The sequence below is a fragment of the Rhizobacter sp. P2_H2 genome (assembly GCF_056403375.1).
Genome location: NZ_JBFUFP010000038.1, coordinates 1 through 15,468, shown reverse-complemented (window position 1 = coordinate 15,468; position 15,468 = coordinate 1). Strand labels below are relative to the sequence as shown.

Here is a 15,468-nt window from a genome sequence, read left to right as displayed (position 1 = left end):
AGTGCGCGCCGCGCCGTCTCGGGGCCGGCCTCGGGGAACAGCCCGTCCACGGACAGCGCGCCCTTCGCGGCGAGGAAGGCGTCGATGTAGACCGCGCGGTCGCCCAGCAGGTAGCTCTCGGGCACCGCCTTGATGATCTCGCCCGGGCCTGCTGCCTGGATCCACTTGTCGGCCCGCACCAGCGCATTCGCCAGCGCCTGCGTCGCGAGCGGGTTCTTGTCGATGAAGGTCTGCGGCGCGTACAGGCAGCCGGCCGGCATCGGGCCGCCGAACACCTTGTCGGCCTCGGCGACGATGCGGGTGTCGGAGATGATCTTCAGGTCGCCGCTGCGCTGCAGCAGCGTGATCACCGGGTCGAGGTTGCTCATCGCGTCGATCTGGCCGGAGCGCATCGCCGCGACCGCGCCGCTGCCGGCTCCCACGCCGATGATCGACACGTCGCTCGCCTTCAACCCCGCCTTCGCGAGCACGAAGTTTGCGAGCACGTTGGTCGACGACCCGGGCGCGGTGACGCCGATCTTCTTGCCCTTCAGGTCGGCCACGCCCTTGAAGGCGGGCATCGTCTTCGGGTTGATGCCGAGCACGATCTGCGGCGCCCGGCCCTGCAGCGCGAAGGCGCGCATGCGCTGGCCCTTGACCTGCATGTTCAGCGTGTGTTCGAACGCACCCGACACGACGTCGGCGCTGCCGCCCACCACCGCCTGCAGCGCGCGCGAGCCGCCGGCGAAGTCGGCGATCGTCACCTCCAGCCCCTCGGCCTTGAAGTAGCCGAGGCTCTCGGCGATGGTCAGCGGCAGGTAGTACAGCAGGTTCTTGCCGCCGACCGCGATGGTCAGCTTCGGCTTGTCGAGCGCCTGCGCGTGCAGCAGGGCAGGAAAGGCGGCCACCGCGCCGGCGGCGGCGCTGCGCAGGAGGATGTCACGACGTTGCATGGTGCGAGATCCGGGGGTCCGAGGAAGCGGCAACTTTAGCCCCGATGACCGGTCGGGCCGTGAGGGTTGCTGCGTAGGCGCTGCCGCGTCACGAAGTCACGTTCGCGCGGGAAGCCCCGGCTCAAGGCGGCAGTGCCCCCGCCGAAGACTGTTCACCACGGGCCGCCGGAAACCGATTCCGGGATGGCGCCGTGCGGTATTGCCGGTCGCGAAGGAGCGCCATGAACCTCGGATCCCCCCGTTTCGCCCTCTCCGTTCTGGCCGTGCTCGCACTGGCCGCCTGCGGCGGCTCGCCGTCGTCGCAGAGCGCCGCGCCGGTGAACGTCACCCCGACCACGCAGCTCGCCGGCTCGGTCGCGGTCGGCGCCCCGATCACCGGCGGCACGCTGCGCATCCTGGACGCCGACGGCGTGCTCGTCGCGCACGACATCGCAGTCGCGGCCGACGGCAGCTTCACGGTGCCCGAGCTCACGGGCAAGGCACCGTTCCGCATCGAGGCCTGCGGCTATGCCGGCGCGAACTACCAGTGCCTGTACTCGGTCGCGCAAGGTCCCGGCACCGCCAACGTGACGCCGCTGACCAGCGCCACCGTGCTGCTGGCCACCGGCCAGTCGCCGGTCGAGCTGATGGCGGGCAGCAGCAGCGTGCTCGATGCCAGCGCCGTCGCCGGCGCGCAGACCCAGCTGCGGGCCGGCCTGTCGGGCGTGCTCAGCGGCAACGTCGCGGCGAACTTCGACTTCATCACCGGCGCGCTGTCGGCCGGATCGCGCAGCGGCTACGACAAGGTGCTCGACGCCGTCGGCGTGACGACCGGCGTCGACGACAAGGCCTTCGTGCAGATCACGCCGCGCCTGGGCAGCGGCAACCTCTACCTCGAGCAGGGCTCGACACTCGGCGCGGTGACCGTGGCCAACGGCGCGGGCGAGCTATCGCTCGGCGGGCTCGAGACGCTGTTCGCGAACATGACGCAGGCGCTGGCCAGCGCCCCCGCGTGCAGCAGCGGCCTCGCATCGCAGCTCGCGAGCGGCGCGCGCATGAGCACCGACGACGGTGCCCCGCTGACCGGCGCCGCTGCGGTGGCCGCCGGCCTGTGCGAGATGTTCGCGTCGCAGGAGATGTTCGGCTCGCGGCTGCTGAGCCCGACGCTCGGCCGCTGCGACCTCGACGGCGCGCAGCCGGTGTGCCGCGTCAGCTTCGTGCTGCAGGACCAGGCCGGCGGCGTGCAGCCGGTGGGCAGCGGCATGGGCGTCACGCGCGAGGGCGGCGCGTGGAAATTCCTCGGCGACGTCGACCCGGTGCAGCTGCATGCATCGGCGAAGGCACAGCGCGACGTGCGCATCGACGGCGACACGCCGGTCGTCAGCTACTCGCGTGCGATCGCCTTCGACATCCAGGCCGTCACCGGCCTGCAGTGCGCGCAGGTGGTGCAGCGCAATGCCGACCAGGCGCTGGTGACGATCGCGTACTACAAGCGCTTCGGTGCCGACGTGCCGCGGCTGTCGCTGTGGCAGCAGAACGGGTTCAGCAACGAACGCAGCCTGGACCCCGCCGCGGGCGCACTGCGCAGCGCCGACGACACCTGGGTGGCGCTGCCTGACGGCGATGCCGGCGATGCGGTGGTGCGCAACTTCTTCCGCGGCGGCCGCACCGTCACCGTCAACACCTTCAGCGACGATGCCTGCAGCGCGCCGTTCGCGGTCTCCGGCCGCAGCAGCTTCGAGGTCGACGTCGAAGGCGTGCCGCCGGTCTGGGCCGCGATGCCCAACCTGCCGTGGACAGACCTGACCAGCGCCGGCCGGCAGGCGCTGCTCGACCTCGCGCTCGATGCCAACGCCGGCACCACGCTCAACCTGGCATGGACCTTCAGCCACGGCACGCTCGGCCTCGACAGCGGTTCGATCTGCAGCGACCGTTCGCAATGCGGCCAGGGCGGCAGCGGGCGCATCGCCGATTTCCGGCTGCGCCCGGGCGCGACCTCGGCGGCGATCGCCGTCACCAACGGCGGCACCGCGCTGCCGGCGACGGGCTACAAGATGCTCGCGCTGTACGGCCGCACCGGCGACGGGCTCGACCTGCAGAGCAACGCGATCGCGTGCACGCCCGGCACGACCGAGTGCCACTGAGCGTGTAGCCCGGATGCCAATCCGGGTTCCACGGTCATGAATCCCGGATTGGCATCCGGGCTACGGGGGCCGCCCCCGTAGAATGAATTCGATGAGACTGATTCACGCCCTAGCGTTCGTGCTCTGCGGGGCCGTCACGGCGCCGGTGATGGCACAGACGGCGCCCGCCAAGGCCGCTCCCCCCGACCCGCCGGCCTCCGCGCCGGTGTCGCTGTCGGCCCGCAAGGTCTACGAGCAGGCCCGCTCGCAGCTGGTGCAGATCCGCACCGTGCTGAAGGGCCAGGCGAGCCAGACCTCGGTGGGCTCCGGCTTCCTGGTGTCGGCCCAGGGGCACATGATCACCAACTTCCACGTCGTCGCCGAGGCTGCGCTGCAGCCCGAGCGCCACGACCTGGTGTCGGTCACCGCCGACGGCCGCGAGGCGCCGGTGAAGATCCTGATGCTCGACGTGCTGCACGACCTCGCGCTGCTGAAGATGGCCGATGCCAAGGCCGCCGCCACCTTCGATGCCCTGCCGTTCCGGCCCGAGGGGCAGAAGCTCGCGCAGGGCGAGCGCATGTACTCGCTCGGCAACCCGCTGGACGTCGGCTTCGCGGTGATCGAGGGCAACTACAACGGCCTCGTCGAGCGCTCGTTCTACCCGCAGATCTTCTTCGCCGGCTCGCTGAGCGGCGGCATGAGCGGCGGCCCCGCGCTCGACCAGGAGGGCCGCGTGATCGGCGTCAACGTCGCGCGGCGCGTCGACGGCGAGCAGGTCAGCTTCCTGGTGCCGGCCACCTTCGCGAGCGCGCTGCTGGCCCGCGGGCGCGACGCCGCACCGCTCGCGCTGCCCGCCTGGCCGGTGCTGACCGAGCAGATGATGGCGCACCAGCAGCTGCTGACCGACCGCTTCATCGCGCAGGGCTGGAAGCTCGCGACGCACCCGCGCTACCAGGTGCCGGTGCCGCCCGACCGCTTCATGCGCTGCTGGGGCAGCAGCGAGCCGTCGCGCACCGGCGGGCTCGATTTCGAGCGCTCCGACTGCGTGATGGACACCCGCATCTTCATGGGCGAGTTCACGACCGGCGCGGTCTCGGTGCGCCACGAGAGCTACGACGGCCGCAAGCTCGGCACGCTGCGCTTCTCGGCGCGCTATGCGCAGAGCTTCCGCAACGAGCACTTCGACCGCCGCCGCCCCGACCAGCAGACGCGCCCGCAGTGCCATGAGGATTTCATCGACCGGGGCGGCCTGCCGCTGCGCGCCGTGGTCTGCGTGCGCGCCTACAAGAAGCTGCCGAAGCTGTACGACGTGTCGGTGCTGGTGGCCACGCTCGACGAACCGAAAACCGGCGTGCAGGGCCGCTTCGACGCCCAGGGCGTCAGCTATCCGAACGCGATGAAACTCGCACAGCACTACCTGGAGGCCTACGCATGGGTGCCGTCGCGCTGATCGAAGTGCTGGAACGCGACGGCACGCCGCGCCACGGCGTGGCGGTGCCGCAGTGGCCGTTGCGGGTCGGGCGCGCGCTCGACAACGACCTGGTGCTCGACGACCCGCACGTCGCGCCGCACCACCTGGTGATCGACCGCGACGAGTCCGGCGCGTTCGTGCTGGTGGGCGAGACGATCAACGGCGCGCTGCTCGGCACGCAGCGGGTGGAGGCCGGCGCGCGCGGCGCGGTCGGCGATGCGCCGCTCGCGATCACGATCGGCCGCGTGCACCTGCGGCTGCGCCTGGCCGAGCATGCGCTCGCCCCCGAGCTGCGGCTGGACCCGACGCGTTCGCTCGCGCAGGGCCTGCCGCTGCTCGCGCTGCTGCTGGTGCTGGTCGGCGCGATGCAGGTGTTCAACATCTACCTCGACACCGACCCCGACGGCTTCGTGCGCGCCCTCGGCAGCAGCGCGATCTCGGCGATCGTCGGGCTGCTGGGCTGGTGCGGCGTGTGGACGCTGCTGTCCAAGCTGTTCACGCGCCAGGGGCATTTCGGCTGGCACCTGCGCGTGGTGCTGATCGCGGTGCTGGCGTGGGAGCTGATCAGCGGCGCGACGCAGCTGCTGTCGTTCTCGCTGTCGTGGCCGTGGCTGAGCGACTTCAGGTTCGTGCTCGGCTATGCGGTGGGCGCCACGCTGCTGTACTTCCACATGCTGGCGGTCGAGCCCTACCGGCACCGCCGCGTGCGGCAGGCGGCGGTCGCGATGGCGCTGGTCGGCACGGCGCTCAGCCTGTGGTTCAACTGGCAGGGCGGCGACCGCCTGGGCAGCGAGCTCTACATGAGCCACCTGTTCCCGCCGGCGCTGCGCGTCGCGAAGCCGGTCGACACCGCCACCTTCATGAAGGGCGTGGCGGAACTGCAGGCCACGCTCGACGCGAAGGCCAAGCGCAAGGAGGATGCAGGCGATGACGACAACGGCGAAGGTGGCGGCGACGACGAGTGACCTGGCCAATGCGGCGCGCGGCCGCACGGTGCTGGTGACCGGCGGCAGCCGCGGCATCGGCGCCGCGGCCGCCGTGTGCTGCGCGGAGCTGGGTTTCGACGTGGTGGTGAACTACACCCGCGATGCGGCCGCGGCGCAGGCGGTGGTCGACCGCGTGCTCGCGCTCGGCCGGCGCGCGATCGCGGTGCAGGCCGACGTGTCGGTCGAGGCGCAGGTGATCTCGATGTTCGGGCAGGTCGATGCGGCAGGGCGCGACGGCCAGGTGGCGGCGCTGCACGGCCTGGTCAACAACGCCGGTGTCGTCGACCGGGCGACCCGCGTCGAACAGATCGACGGCGCGCGCCTGCAGCGCATGTTCGCGATCAACGTGTTCGGCAGCTTCCTGTGCGCGCGCGAGGCGGTGAAGCGGCTGTCGACACGCCACGGCGGGCCGGGCGGCGCGATCGTCAACCTGTCGTCGGCTGCGGCGCGGCTGGGCGGCCCGGGGCAGTACGTCGACTATGCCGCCGCGAAGGGCGCGATCGACACCTTCACGATCGGCCTGGCGCGCGAGGTGGCCACCGAAGGCATCCGCGTGAACGCGGTGCGGCCGGGAATCATCGAGACCGACATCCACGCCTCCGGCGGACAGCCCGACCGGGTGCAGCAGCTGGCGCCGCAGGTGCCGATGCAGCGCGCCGGCACGGCCGACGAAGTGGGGCGCGCGATCGCGTGGCTGCTGTCCGATGCGGCGAGCTACACCACCGGCAGCCTGCTGGACGTGACCGGCGGCCGCTGAGGCCGACGGCTCCGTTCAGCGGCGCTCGACGATCAACGGCACCAGCTTCAACGCCTCGCGGATGCGGGCGGCGGCATCCTGCGCCTCGCCGCGGCTCGGGTAGGGCCCGGCCTGCAACCGGAAGATCGACGGCTCGCTGAACACCGCGAGCAAGGGCGCCAGCCAGTCGAGTTCGCCGGACACGCGGCGCTGGAACTCCTCGGCGCCATCGCGCTGCTTGAACGCGCCGAGTTGCACCCAGAAGCCTTGTGCCGCGGTCGTGAAGGCGCGGCTGGGCTTCGGGTCGACCGGCGCATCGGGGGCCGATGCAGCCGGCAGCTCGGGGATCGGTACGGCGGCGACCGGCACCGGCAAGGGGGTCGACACGGCAGCCGGCAATGGCGAGGGCAATGGCGCAGGGGTCGGCGCAGGCGCAGGCGCCGCAGCCACCTCCGTCGCGCCCCCATCGCGCCGCCACGACCCGGCGCGGATCTGCTCGAACGTGATGCGCTCGACCTCGACCGGCGCAACGCCGTTCAGCACGCCGAGCTTCAGCGCCGCGGTGTAGCTCAGGTCGATCACGCGGCCCGGGTGGAACGGGCCGCGGTCATTGACGCGCACGATCACCTCGCGCCCGTTGGCCGGGTTGCGCACCCGGGCGTAGCTCGGGATCGGCATCGTCTTGTGCGCGGCCGTCATCGTGTACATGTTGTAGACCTCGCCGCTCGCGGTGCGCTTGCCGTGGAACTTGCGGCCGTACCACGAGGCGAGCCCCTTCTCGGTCAACGGGCTGTCGTCGCGCTGCGGCGTGTAGTCCTTGCCGAGCACCTCGTAGGGCTTGTTCGGCCCGCCCGGGCGGATCGGTTCGACCTGCGGTTGCGCATCGGGCACGCGCGCGAGGTCGGGGGGCGGCTTCGCTTCGGGTCCGTCGCGGGACGACGATTTCGGCGGGCCCGAGGCGCACGCCGCCAGCAACGCCGCGACGCACAGCATCGAGAGGTGGTGCCTGTGCTCGCGCAGCTCGCGGGCGATCGCATCGAACTTCGTCATTTCTCCTCAATTGGAGGCCACGATGCCGCGTATTGAACACCAGATCTGCCATGTGTCAGCTACTCGGGATGAGCTCCAGCGCGAATGCCGCGATCACTTTCTCGTTCACCGGCTTCGCGCAACGCGGCGGCCGCACCGGCGACCATGCCGACGGCTGGGGCATCGCTTTCTACGAGCGATCCGGCTGCCGCATCTTTCTCGACGATCAGCCGGCCTGCGATTCGCCGCTGGCCGAATTCGTCAGCCGCTACCCGATCAAGTCGAAGATCGTGCTGGCCCACCTCCGCAAGGCCACGCAGGGCGAGCCGATGCTGTCGAACAGCCACCCGTTCCAGCGCGAGTGGGGCGGCCAGTCCTGGATCTTCGCGACCAACGGCGACCTGCGCGATTTCCACCCGCCGCTGCGCGGGCCCTTCCTGCCGATCGGCAGCACCGACAGCGAGAAGGCCTTCTGCTGGCTGCTGCAGCAGCTGCGCGAGCGCTTCGGCAACCGGCCGCAACCGCCGGGCTGGCTCGAGATGGCGCCGTGCGTGGCCGAGCTGTGCGCCTCGATTGCGCGGCACGGCAACTTCAACATCCTGCTGTCCAACGGCCAGGGCTTGTACGCGCACTGCTCCAGCCGGCTGGTGGTGCTGGAGCGCCGCCACCCGTTCCCGACCGCCCGCCTGGTCGACTGCGACGTGTCGCTCGACCTGGGCGTGCTGAACCGGCGCGACGACCGCATGGTCGTCATCGCGACCGCGCCGCTCACGGTCGACGAACCCTGGTCGCCGCTGAAGACCGGCGAATCGCGGCTGTTCGTCGACGGCGAAGCGGTCTGGCGCCACACGCACCCCGACACCCGGATGTTCCCGGCTCCGACGACGCACAGCGGCCGGGAAGGCAACGATGCCGATGGACGTCCGATGGCTCGATGATTTCCAGGCGGTGATCGACTGCGGCAGCTTCACGCACGCGGCGCAGCGCCGCGGCGTCTCGCAGTCGGGGCTGTCGCGGCGCATCCAGGCACTGGAGCAGTGGGTCGGCGCGCCGTTGTTCGATCGCCTGGCGCAGCCGCTGCTGCTGACGGCGGCGGGGCGCCGCTTCGCGCCGCTGGCGATCGGCTTGCATTCGATGCTCGATGCCGCGCAAGGGCAGGATCCATGGCGCATCCGCCGCAATCCCCATGCCGTGACGATCGCCGTCGCCGACGGACTCGAGGCCGGCCTGCTGCCGCTGCTGCTCGGGCGCATCCGGCGCAGCTGCCCCGACACGGCGTTGCGCGTCGTCAGCCACGACGAGCGCCACGCGCGCGCCTCGCTGCTGTCGGGCCGCGCGCTGCTGTGGGTGGTGGCCCAGGATCCACAAGCGGCGGTCGACCTCGCCCCGGAGTTGTTCCACGCCAAGCTGGTCGCGCGCGACCGCCTGATGCCGGTGGTGGGCGCGCGCGGCGGCCAGCCGCTGTTCGAGCTGCCGGGCACGCCGCAGCGGCCGGTGCCGGTCGTCGACTATGCGGTTGCGCATCCGCTGGCGAGCTTCCTGAACCGGCGCCTGGCGCGTGAGCGCACGCTGCCCCACCTGCGCGTGGCCGGCGTCGCGCAGAGCATGTCCGGCCTGCACGCGCTGGTGGCGCAGGGGCTCGGGCTCGGCATGGTCTACGAGTCGATGGTGAGCCACGAACTGCGGGCCGGCGAGCTGCTGTGCGCCCAGCCGCGCTGGACCGCGCCGGTCGAGGTGTTGATGGTGCGGCCGCGCCACGTCCTGCGCGGCAGCCCGGCGGCCGTGCTGGCGCACGCGATCTGGGAGCAGACCGCCGAGCTGCCCGAAGAGCCGCGCCATCCGCCGGCGACCTCGGCGGCGCGCACTGCGCTGCTCGTCAGCGACGTCGTGAGCTGAGCGTCGCGATGTTCAGAGCGACAGCGCCGACAGCTCGGCCTGGCGGATGAGGCGGCGCGTCGCGGCCTCGTCGGCATCCAGCTGGCGCAGCTGCCGCCGGGCGGTGTCGCGCTGGTCGGCGCTCGACTTGTCGTCGGCCAGCACCTTCCGCTGCTCGGTCGCATCGCGCAGGATGCCGTCGAGCCGGTTGTTCAGCGCGCGCAGTTCGGTGCCCATGCGCAGGCCGGCGTTGAACGGCCCCGCGAGATCCGCCGGACAGGTGTTGCGGTAGGTGCCGCCGAGCCGCGCGAACTCGTAGCCGCTGCGCGCGGTGCAGAAGCTGATCAGGCCCATCTCGTAGCCGGTCTGGTAGGCGTTGCCGACCGGCACCGGCGCGCACAGCGGCGCCGACACCTTGCCGAGCGTCGCATCGTTCTCGCCGAGTTCACCGGTGCAGTAGGCGCGCTGCCCGTCGGCATGGCCCGCGGCATAGGCGCTGCGGTCGGCGCCGATGTCGTTCTTGCGGCAGGCGTCGGCACGCGCGGTGAAGCGCTCGATCGTCAGGCCTTGCGAAGCATCGCGGCGGCCGAGTTCGCGCCAGTCGGCCTTCAGGCAATCGTCCTTGCTCATCACCGAGCAGCCGGCGAGGAAGGTGGCGCAGAGGGCGGCGAGGGTCAGGGTGCGCAGCGTGGGGGTCATGGATGAACTCGCGATCAGGCCATCGACAGCGCCAGGATGGCGGCCAGGAACAGCAGCAAGGCCGCCAGGCACACGCACAGCAGCACGCCGGTGCGCCACACGGTCGACGACCACGTCAGGCCATGGGTTTCGCGCAGGTGCACGGCCAGGTGCACCGGCGGCACGAGGATCAGCAGCGGCGCGACGAAGCCCCGGGCAGGGGTGCCGTACAGCAGCGCCGCGACCGTCACCAGCAGCGACATGAAGGTCAGCGAGTAGAGCGAGAAGACGGCATGGTCGTACATCGCGATGCCGCGCCGCCAGAAGAACATCAGCCACAGGAACGGCAGCGAGATCGGCACCAGCAGGAACGAGAACTTGTAGGCCGTGCCCTTGAGCTTGTAGAGCGCCAGTTCCGGGTTGTCGATGGCGTGGCGGATCGCGGCATCGAGCTGCGCGTTGCCGGTGTCGACGCGGGTCCGGTGCTGTCCGTCGACCGGGCTCGAGGCCGGCGCGGCAGTCGCCCTCGGCGAGGCGTCGAAGGCCTGGAGGGCCTCGCCTTGCATGCGGGCCTCCTGGCGGGCTTCGGCCAGTTCGGCGAGTGCGTCGGTGATGTCTGCTCCCTGCGCCCGGATCCGGGCGAGTTCCTGCTCTGCCTTGGCGACCGCCGCATCGGCGTCCTTCACCTCGGCCAGCAGGTCGGCCCGTTCGGACGCGGCACCGGCAAGACGGTCCGGCGTTCCCTTGGGCCCGAGCGACACCACGAAGAACATCAGGAACACCGTGAACAGGAAGAGCGCCAGCGGCGACACGTAGCGCACGCGCTGGCCGTCGATGTAGCGGCGCGTCAGCAGGCCGGGCCGCGCCACCAGCAGCGGCAGCGTGCGCCAGCCCTTGGCCTCGAAGTGCAGCAGGCCGTGCAGGACCTCCTCGCCCAGGTGCAGCAGCGAGCGGTGCAGGTGGCCGCTCTGGCCGCAGGCGTGGCACCAGGCACCGCGCAGTGTCTCGCCGCAGTTGCGGCACGCCTTGTGTGCATCGTCGCTCACCGAAGCAGCGCGCATGGGGATCGTTCTTCCGTGAAGTGAAGCGATGGTGCTGCGGTGCCGTGGCCGTGGTGTGCCGGTCGTGCGGAAATGGTGCGCCCGGCTGGGATCGAACCAGCAACCCCTGCCTTCGGAGGGCAGTACTCTATCCATTGAGCTACGGGCGCGAAGTGCGGGATTCTACAGTGGCCGCCGCCGACCCCGGGTGAGCCCGGTGGCGCGCCGGGAGGGGCCCTCTATAATCCCGCGGTTTTGCCAGTATCGCCAGCCAACGGATACGCCTCGAGGAACTCCATGAGCGACGCCCACAGCACTCCCGAACACGACGCCCCGCACGAGGGTCCGATCAAGACGCCCAAGCAGCTGATCCTCGCGGTGTTCTTCGCCTTCGTGATCCCGATCGTGGCCATCATCCTGCTCGTCAGCTACGTCGAGGCCGATCACCAGCCCGCCGCCGGCAGCGATGGCCTGAAGGCCGAGGCCGTCGCCAAGCGCATCCAGCCGATCGCCGGCTACGAGGTCAAGGACCTGTCCGATCCCGCCTCGCTGAAGAGCGGCGAGCAGGTCTTCGCCGCCCAGTGCACCGCCTGCCACACCGCCGGCGTCGCCGGCGCGCCGAAGTTCGGCGACACCGCGGCCTGGGCACCGCGCATCCCGCAGGGCTACGACGTGTTGCTGACCCACGCGCTGAAGGGCAAGGGCGCGATGGGCCCGCAGGGCGGCGGCGATTTCAGCGATGTCGAGATCGGCCGCGCCGTCGTCTACATGGCCAACAAGGGCGGCGCCAAGTTCGCCGAACCTGCGGCCGCGCCGGCCTCCGGTGCTGCGCCCGCGGGTGCAGCTTCCGCCGCCGAAGCCGCCCCGGCCGCATCGGCCGCCGCCTCCGCCGTGAAGTAGATCAAGCGGGACGCAAGTCCACGCCCGCCCGACGAAGCCGGCCTCGCGCCGGCTTTTTCATGCCAGGCGCTGCGGACTCAGGCAGACACCGAACTGCTGCAGCAAGGCCGCCTGCTCGACCGGCTGCGGCACCCACCAGCCGCGCTCGACGGCATCGGCCGCGGCCTCCATGTCGAGCGTGTGCACGATGCCCAGGCCCAGCTCGGTGCCGAGGTACAGCCGCCCCGCTTCGTCCAGCCAGGCGCTCTCCATGCGCGCCGCGCGGCCGGTGTGCGATTCGAGCTGCGGCGGCGCCTCCGGTTGCGCGGCCAGCCGCCACACCCAGGGCGCCGCCTCCAGCTCGACGAACACCTGCTGCGGCCCGTTCTGGAAGAACCAGCGGCCGCGCGCATCGCCCTCGTAGTTGCGCCCGATGAACTCGCGCAGCTTGTCATGCCGGATCACGCTGCCCTTGACCTGCGGGAACGCACCCGCCGCCTGCACGCGGTCGTCGCGCATGTACCACTCGCCGCGCGCATCGAGCGCGAGCCAGCCGACGCAGGCCGGCACGTTGGGCCACTTCTTCAGTGCAGCCTTGACCATCTCGTCCATCGCGGCTCCTTTCGGGTCGGTCAGCGCGCAGGCGGATGGCCCGCATGCGGAGCCAGCCATCCCATGACCTGCTCCGGCAATGTCATCACATGCCCGGGCCAAGCCCCCGCCGGGAATCCCACGTGGCCGCCATGGTGCGGCTGCCACAGCGTGACGAACGGGCCGACATCGGCCTGCCTCGGCAGGCTGTGCGCCGGCACGAACGGGTCGTTGCGCGCATTCAGCACCAGCGCCGGCACGCGGATGCGGTGCAGGTGCGGCTTGGCCGAACCCCGCTTCCAGTAGTCGTCGGTGTCGCGAAAGCCGTGCAGCGGCGCGGTGAACACGTTGTCGAACGCGTACAGGTCGCGCACCGCGCGCAGCCGCTCGCGGTCGAACAGGCCGGGGTGCTGATCCCACTTGCGCAGCGCCTTCGGGATCATCGTGCGCAGGAACATGCGCGTGTAGACATGCCGGTTGAAGCCGCGCCCGATCGCCTGCCCGCCGGCCGCCAGGTCGATCGGCGACGAGATCGCGCAGACCCCGCGCACCACCGCCGAGGCCGTGTCGCCCGCCTCCTCGGCCCAGCGCAGCAGCGCATTGCCGCCGAGCGACACGCCCACCGCGACCATCGGCCCGGCGTGGCCCGCGCGCAGCGTCTGCAGCACCCAGCCGATCTCCTCGAAATCGCCGGAGTGGTACGCACGCGGCGCGAGGTTGATCTCGCCCGAGCAGCCGCGGAAGTGCGGCACCACGTAGCGCCAGCCGCGCTCGCGCGCCCAGTGCGCGAAGGCCTGCGCGTAGTGGCTCGCGGAAGACCCTTCGAGGCCGTGGAACAGCACCAGCATCGGCGCATCGGCCGACTCGTCACCCACCTGGAAATCCACGTCGATGAAATCGCCGTCGGGCGTCGGCCAGCGCTCGCGCCGGTAGACCGGCGCCGGCCCGTGGTAGCGCTTCGAGTACAGCGCCGGCCAGATCGTCTGCAGGTTGCCGCCGACGGCACCGCGGCCACCGAGCCAGCGTGGGGACCGGAAGTCCATGACGGTCACCTCAGTGCAAGACCGCCGGCGTTTCGCCGACCTCCTGCACCTCGCCGACGGAACCGGGGCTCGCATGGTGCGCGACCATGCGCCAGCCGAGCGCCGTCTTCACGTACACGTTGGTCGCGACGACCGAGGCCGCCTGCGGGCCCTCGTTGGTCATCACCTGCACCCGCTCGAGCACGCTGTGCACCGACGTCGATTCGCTGTCGAGCCGCCGCACCTTCTCGGGGTGCGCATCGATCGTGCCGTTCGAGAACATCGACTCGAACGCGGCGCGGATCGCCGCCGGCCCGACCACCCGCGGCCCACCCGGGTGCACGCAGGTGATGTCGTCGTCGTCGGACCAGACCGCCATCAGCTTCTCGATATCGCCGCGCTGCAGCGCCTCGTAGAACTGCTGCTCGGTGTCATCGGCCGAGGACAGCAGCGCGGCGGCGGGCGGTTTGGGACGGGCCATCGGCAGGGTTCCTTATCGGAAGACGACGGTCTTCTGACCGTTCAGCAGCACACGGTGCTCGACATGCCAGCGCACCGCGCGCGCCAGCACCATGCATTCGACATCGCGGCCGACCGCGGTGAAGTCCTGCGCGCTCAGCGAATGGTCGACGCGGGCCACGTCCTGCTCGATGATCGGCCCCTCGTCGAGGTCGGCGGTCACGTAGTGCGCGGTCGCGCCGATCAGCTTGACGCCGCGGTCGTGCGCCTGGAAGTACGGCTTCGCGCCCTTGAAGCTCGGCAGGAAGCTGTGGTGGATGTTGATCGCCCGGCCCTTCATGAAGCCGCAGAAGCCGGCACTCAGGATCTGCATGTAGCGCGCGAGCACGGTCAGGTCGACCTGCTCGCGCTCGATCAGCGCCTCGACCTGCTGCTCCTGCGCGCGCTTCGCCTCGGGGCTGCTGCCGGCCGGCAGCGGCAGGTGGTGGAACGGGATCTGGTAGCGCTCGGCGAGGCCGGCGAAATCGGGGTGGTTCGACACGACGGCCGCGATGTCGACATTCAGCTGCTGCGAATGCCAGCGGTACAGCAGGTCGTTCAGGCAGTGGCCGTGCTGGCTCACCATCAGCAGCAGGCGCGGGCGGCGCGACAGGTCGTGGAAGGTCGCGTCCATGCCGTACTGCTCGCGCACGCTGGTGAACAGCTTGTCGAGCGTGGCGACCTCGGCCAGGTGCGCCGGCGCCTCGAAGTGCACGCGCATGAAGAAGAGGCCGGTCGCCGACGCTTCGCCGATGTCGCCGAACTGCTGCGAATCCAGGATGTTGCAGCCGGCCTGGTACAGCAGGCCGGAGACGGTGTAGACGATGCCCTTGGTGTCACGGCACGACAGGGTGAGGACGAATTCACGGACAGGCTGCATGGGCGCAGATTGTACGGACGGGGTGGATGCCCCCGGCGGAGCGCCGCACAAGGATGCACGGGATGCCCAGGGATGCATGGGGATGCATAAAATCGCCGCCACGTGAACCACGTCACGCCCCCGTGACTTCCAGCGCCATGGCCGCAGCACCCGCCGAATGGAGTGATCGCAGCAAGGAACTGTCGCAGCTGCTGGCGCGCAGCGGGCTCGGCGACCGCCAGGCCTTCGCGGCGCTGTACGAGCGCACCAGCGCGCATCTGTTCGCCGTCGTGCTGCGTATCAACCGGGACCGGGCGCAGGCGGAAGACGTGCTGCAGGAGGTGTATGTCAACGTCTGGCGTGCCGCGCAGAGCTTCGATGCGGCGCAGAGCCAGCCGCTGACCTGGCTGACCAGCGTCGCACGCAACCGCGCGATCGACAGCCTGCGCCGCAAGCAGACCGAGCCGCAGACGCAGCCGGCGCAGTTCCACGACGACGAGGACAAGGACGTGTACGACGATGTGCCAGACGACGCGCCGACGCCGCTCGAGATGCTGAGCCGGGCCTCGGACGCCCGCGCGCTCGCGCAGTGCATGGACGGCTTGAGCGCGCCGCAGCGGCAGAGCGTGGCGCTCGCGTTCTACGACGGCCTGAGCCATGCCGAGGTGGCCGACCAGATGCGCCAGCCGCTCGGCACCGTGAAATCGTGGGTGCGGCGCGCGCTGCTGTCGCTGAAGGCCTGCCTCGACCATGCCGTGCTGCGCGATGGC

At 71.0% G+C, this 15,468-nt stretch carries 16 protein-coding genes and 1 tRNA gene; 8 read left to right on the top strand and 9 right to left on the bottom strand.

All coding sequences use genetic code 11. The annotated features are described in order from the left end of the window. Positions 1-932 (bottom strand): ABC transporter substrate-binding protein (locus AC1D15_RS05000; RefSeq protein ID WP_477825140.1); only part of this gene is annotated, 932 nt, incomplete at its 3' end. A gap of 221 nt (positions 933-1,153) precedes the next feature. On the opposite strand from AC1D15_RS05000, the gene AC1D15_RS04995 reads away from it, so the two are divergent. The 4 genes from AC1D15_RS04995 to AC1D15_RS04980 all read left to right on the top strand — a co-directional run bounded on the left by AC1D15_RS04995 (position 1,154) and on the right by AC1D15_RS04980 (position 6,248). After that, positions 1,154-3,055, top strand: coding sequence for a hypothetical protein (locus tag AC1D15_RS04995; protein WP_477825139.1), 1,902 nt, complete (start codon positions 1,154-1,156; stop codon positions 3,053-3,055). Between the two features lie 91 nt (positions 3,056-3,146). After that, positions 3,147-4,484 carry a S1 family peptidase gene (locus tag AC1D15_RS04990; RefSeq protein WP_477825138.1) on the top strand — a complete coding sequence of 446 codons (1,338 nt, stop codon included), beginning with the start codon at positions 3,147-3,149 and terminating at the stop codon, positions 4,482-4,484. Continuing rightward, a complete protein-coding gene (locus tag AC1D15_RS04985) occupies positions 4,466-5,470 on the top strand; it encodes an FHA domain-containing protein (RefSeq protein ID WP_477825137.1) in 1,005 nt (334 codons plus the stop codon). Before AC1D15_RS04990 ends, AC1D15_RS04985 begins: the two co-directional genes overlap by 19 nt. Further along, the gene (locus AC1D15_RS04980; RefSeq protein ID WP_477825136.1) at positions 5,433-6,248 is read left to right on the top strand and encodes an SDR family oxidoreductase; all 816 of its coding nucleotides are present in this window, start codon (positions 5,433-5,435) and stop codon (positions 6,246-6,248) included. Before AC1D15_RS04985 ends, AC1D15_RS04980 begins: the two co-directional genes overlap by 38 nt. A 15-nt stretch (positions 6,249-6,263) precedes the next feature. On the opposite strand, the gene AC1D15_RS04975 is transcribed toward AC1D15_RS04980, so the two are convergent. Then, on the bottom strand, positions 6,264-7,277 hold the full coding sequence (locus AC1D15_RS04975; protein ID WP_477825135.1) for a septal ring lytic transglycosylase RlpA family protein: 1,014 nt from the start codon (positions 7,275-7,277) through the stop codon (positions 6,264-6,266). 50 nt (positions 7,278-7,327) lie between these two features. Between AC1D15_RS04975 and AC1D15_RS04970 the strand changes: the two genes are divergently transcribed. Beyond that, positions 7,328-8,194 carry a class II glutamine amidotransferase gene (locus tag AC1D15_RS04970; protein WP_477825134.1) on the top strand — a complete coding sequence of 289 codons (867 nt, stop codon included), beginning with the start codon at positions 7,328-7,330 and terminating at the stop codon, positions 8,192-8,194. Continuing rightward, complete coding sequence (locus AC1D15_RS04965; RefSeq protein ID WP_477825133.1) at positions 8,172-9,152, top strand: LysR family transcriptional regulator; 981 nt, start codon at positions 8,172-8,174, stop codon at positions 9,150-9,152. Before AC1D15_RS04970 ends, AC1D15_RS04965 begins: the two co-directional genes overlap by 23 nt. A 12-nt stretch (positions 9,153-9,164) precedes the next feature. Here AC1D15_RS04965 and AC1D15_RS04960 read toward each other — a convergent pair whose 3' ends face one another. From AC1D15_RS04960 to AC1D15_RS04950, 3 genes are all read right to left on the bottom strand, one after another. Next, on the bottom strand, positions 9,165-9,830 hold the full coding sequence (locus AC1D15_RS04960) for a DUF2799 domain-containing protein (protein ID WP_477825132.1): 666 nt from the start codon (positions 9,828-9,830) through the stop codon (positions 9,165-9,167). Positions 9,831-9,844: 14 nt separating this feature from the next. Further along, a complete protein-coding gene (locus AC1D15_RS04955; protein ID WP_477825131.1) occupies positions 9,845-10,870 on the bottom strand; it encodes a DUF3667 domain-containing protein in 1,026 nt (341 codons plus the stop codon). Positions 10,871-10,943: 73 nt separating this feature from the next. Further along, a tRNA-Arg gene (locus AC1D15_RS04950) sits at positions 10,944-11,019 on the bottom strand. Positions 11,020-11,146: 127 nt separating this feature from the next. On the opposite strand from AC1D15_RS04950, the gene AC1D15_RS04945 reads away from it, so the two are divergent. Beyond that, the gene (locus AC1D15_RS04945) at positions 11,147-11,749 is read left to right on the top strand and encodes a c-type cytochrome (protein WP_477825130.1); all 603 of its coding nucleotides are present in this window, start codon (positions 11,147-11,149) and stop codon (positions 11,747-11,749) included. 57 nt (positions 11,750-11,806) lie between these two features. Here the strand turns inward: AC1D15_RS04945 and AC1D15_RS04940 are convergent, their stop codons facing one another. From AC1D15_RS04940 to purU, 4 genes are read right to left on the bottom strand one after another with little or no spacing between them, the layout of a single operon-like run. Then, on the bottom strand, positions 11,807-12,340 hold the full coding sequence (locus tag AC1D15_RS04940; RefSeq protein ID WP_477825129.1) for a DUF2946 family protein: 534 nt from the start codon (positions 12,338-12,340) through the stop codon (positions 11,807-11,809). A 20-nt stretch (positions 12,341-12,360) separates the two neighbouring features. Continuing rightward, positions 12,361-13,362 (bottom strand): YheT family hydrolase, encoded by a 1,002-nt coding sequence (locus tag AC1D15_RS04935; RefSeq protein WP_477825128.1) that lies wholly within the window; start codon positions 13,360-13,362, stop codon positions 12,361-12,363. A 10-nt stretch (positions 13,363-13,372) separates the two neighbouring features. Beyond that, positions 13,373-13,822 (bottom strand): YybH family protein, encoded by a 450-nt coding sequence (locus AC1D15_RS04930; protein WP_477825127.1) that lies wholly within the window; start codon positions 13,820-13,822, stop codon positions 13,373-13,375. Between the two features lie 12 nt (positions 13,823-13,834). Next, on the bottom strand, positions 13,835-14,719 hold the full coding sequence (purU, locus tag AC1D15_RS04925) for a formyltetrahydrofolate deformylase (RefSeq protein ID WP_047508400.1): 885 nt from the start codon (positions 14,717-14,719) through the stop codon (positions 13,835-13,837). A 122-nt stretch (positions 14,720-14,841) separates the two neighbouring features. Between purU and AC1D15_RS04920 the strand changes: the two genes are divergently transcribed. Further along, positions 14,842-15,468, top strand: a 627-nt coding sequence (locus tag AC1D15_RS04920; protein WP_477825126.1) for a sigma-70 family RNA polymerase sigma factor, incomplete at its 3' end; no start/stop codon positions are given.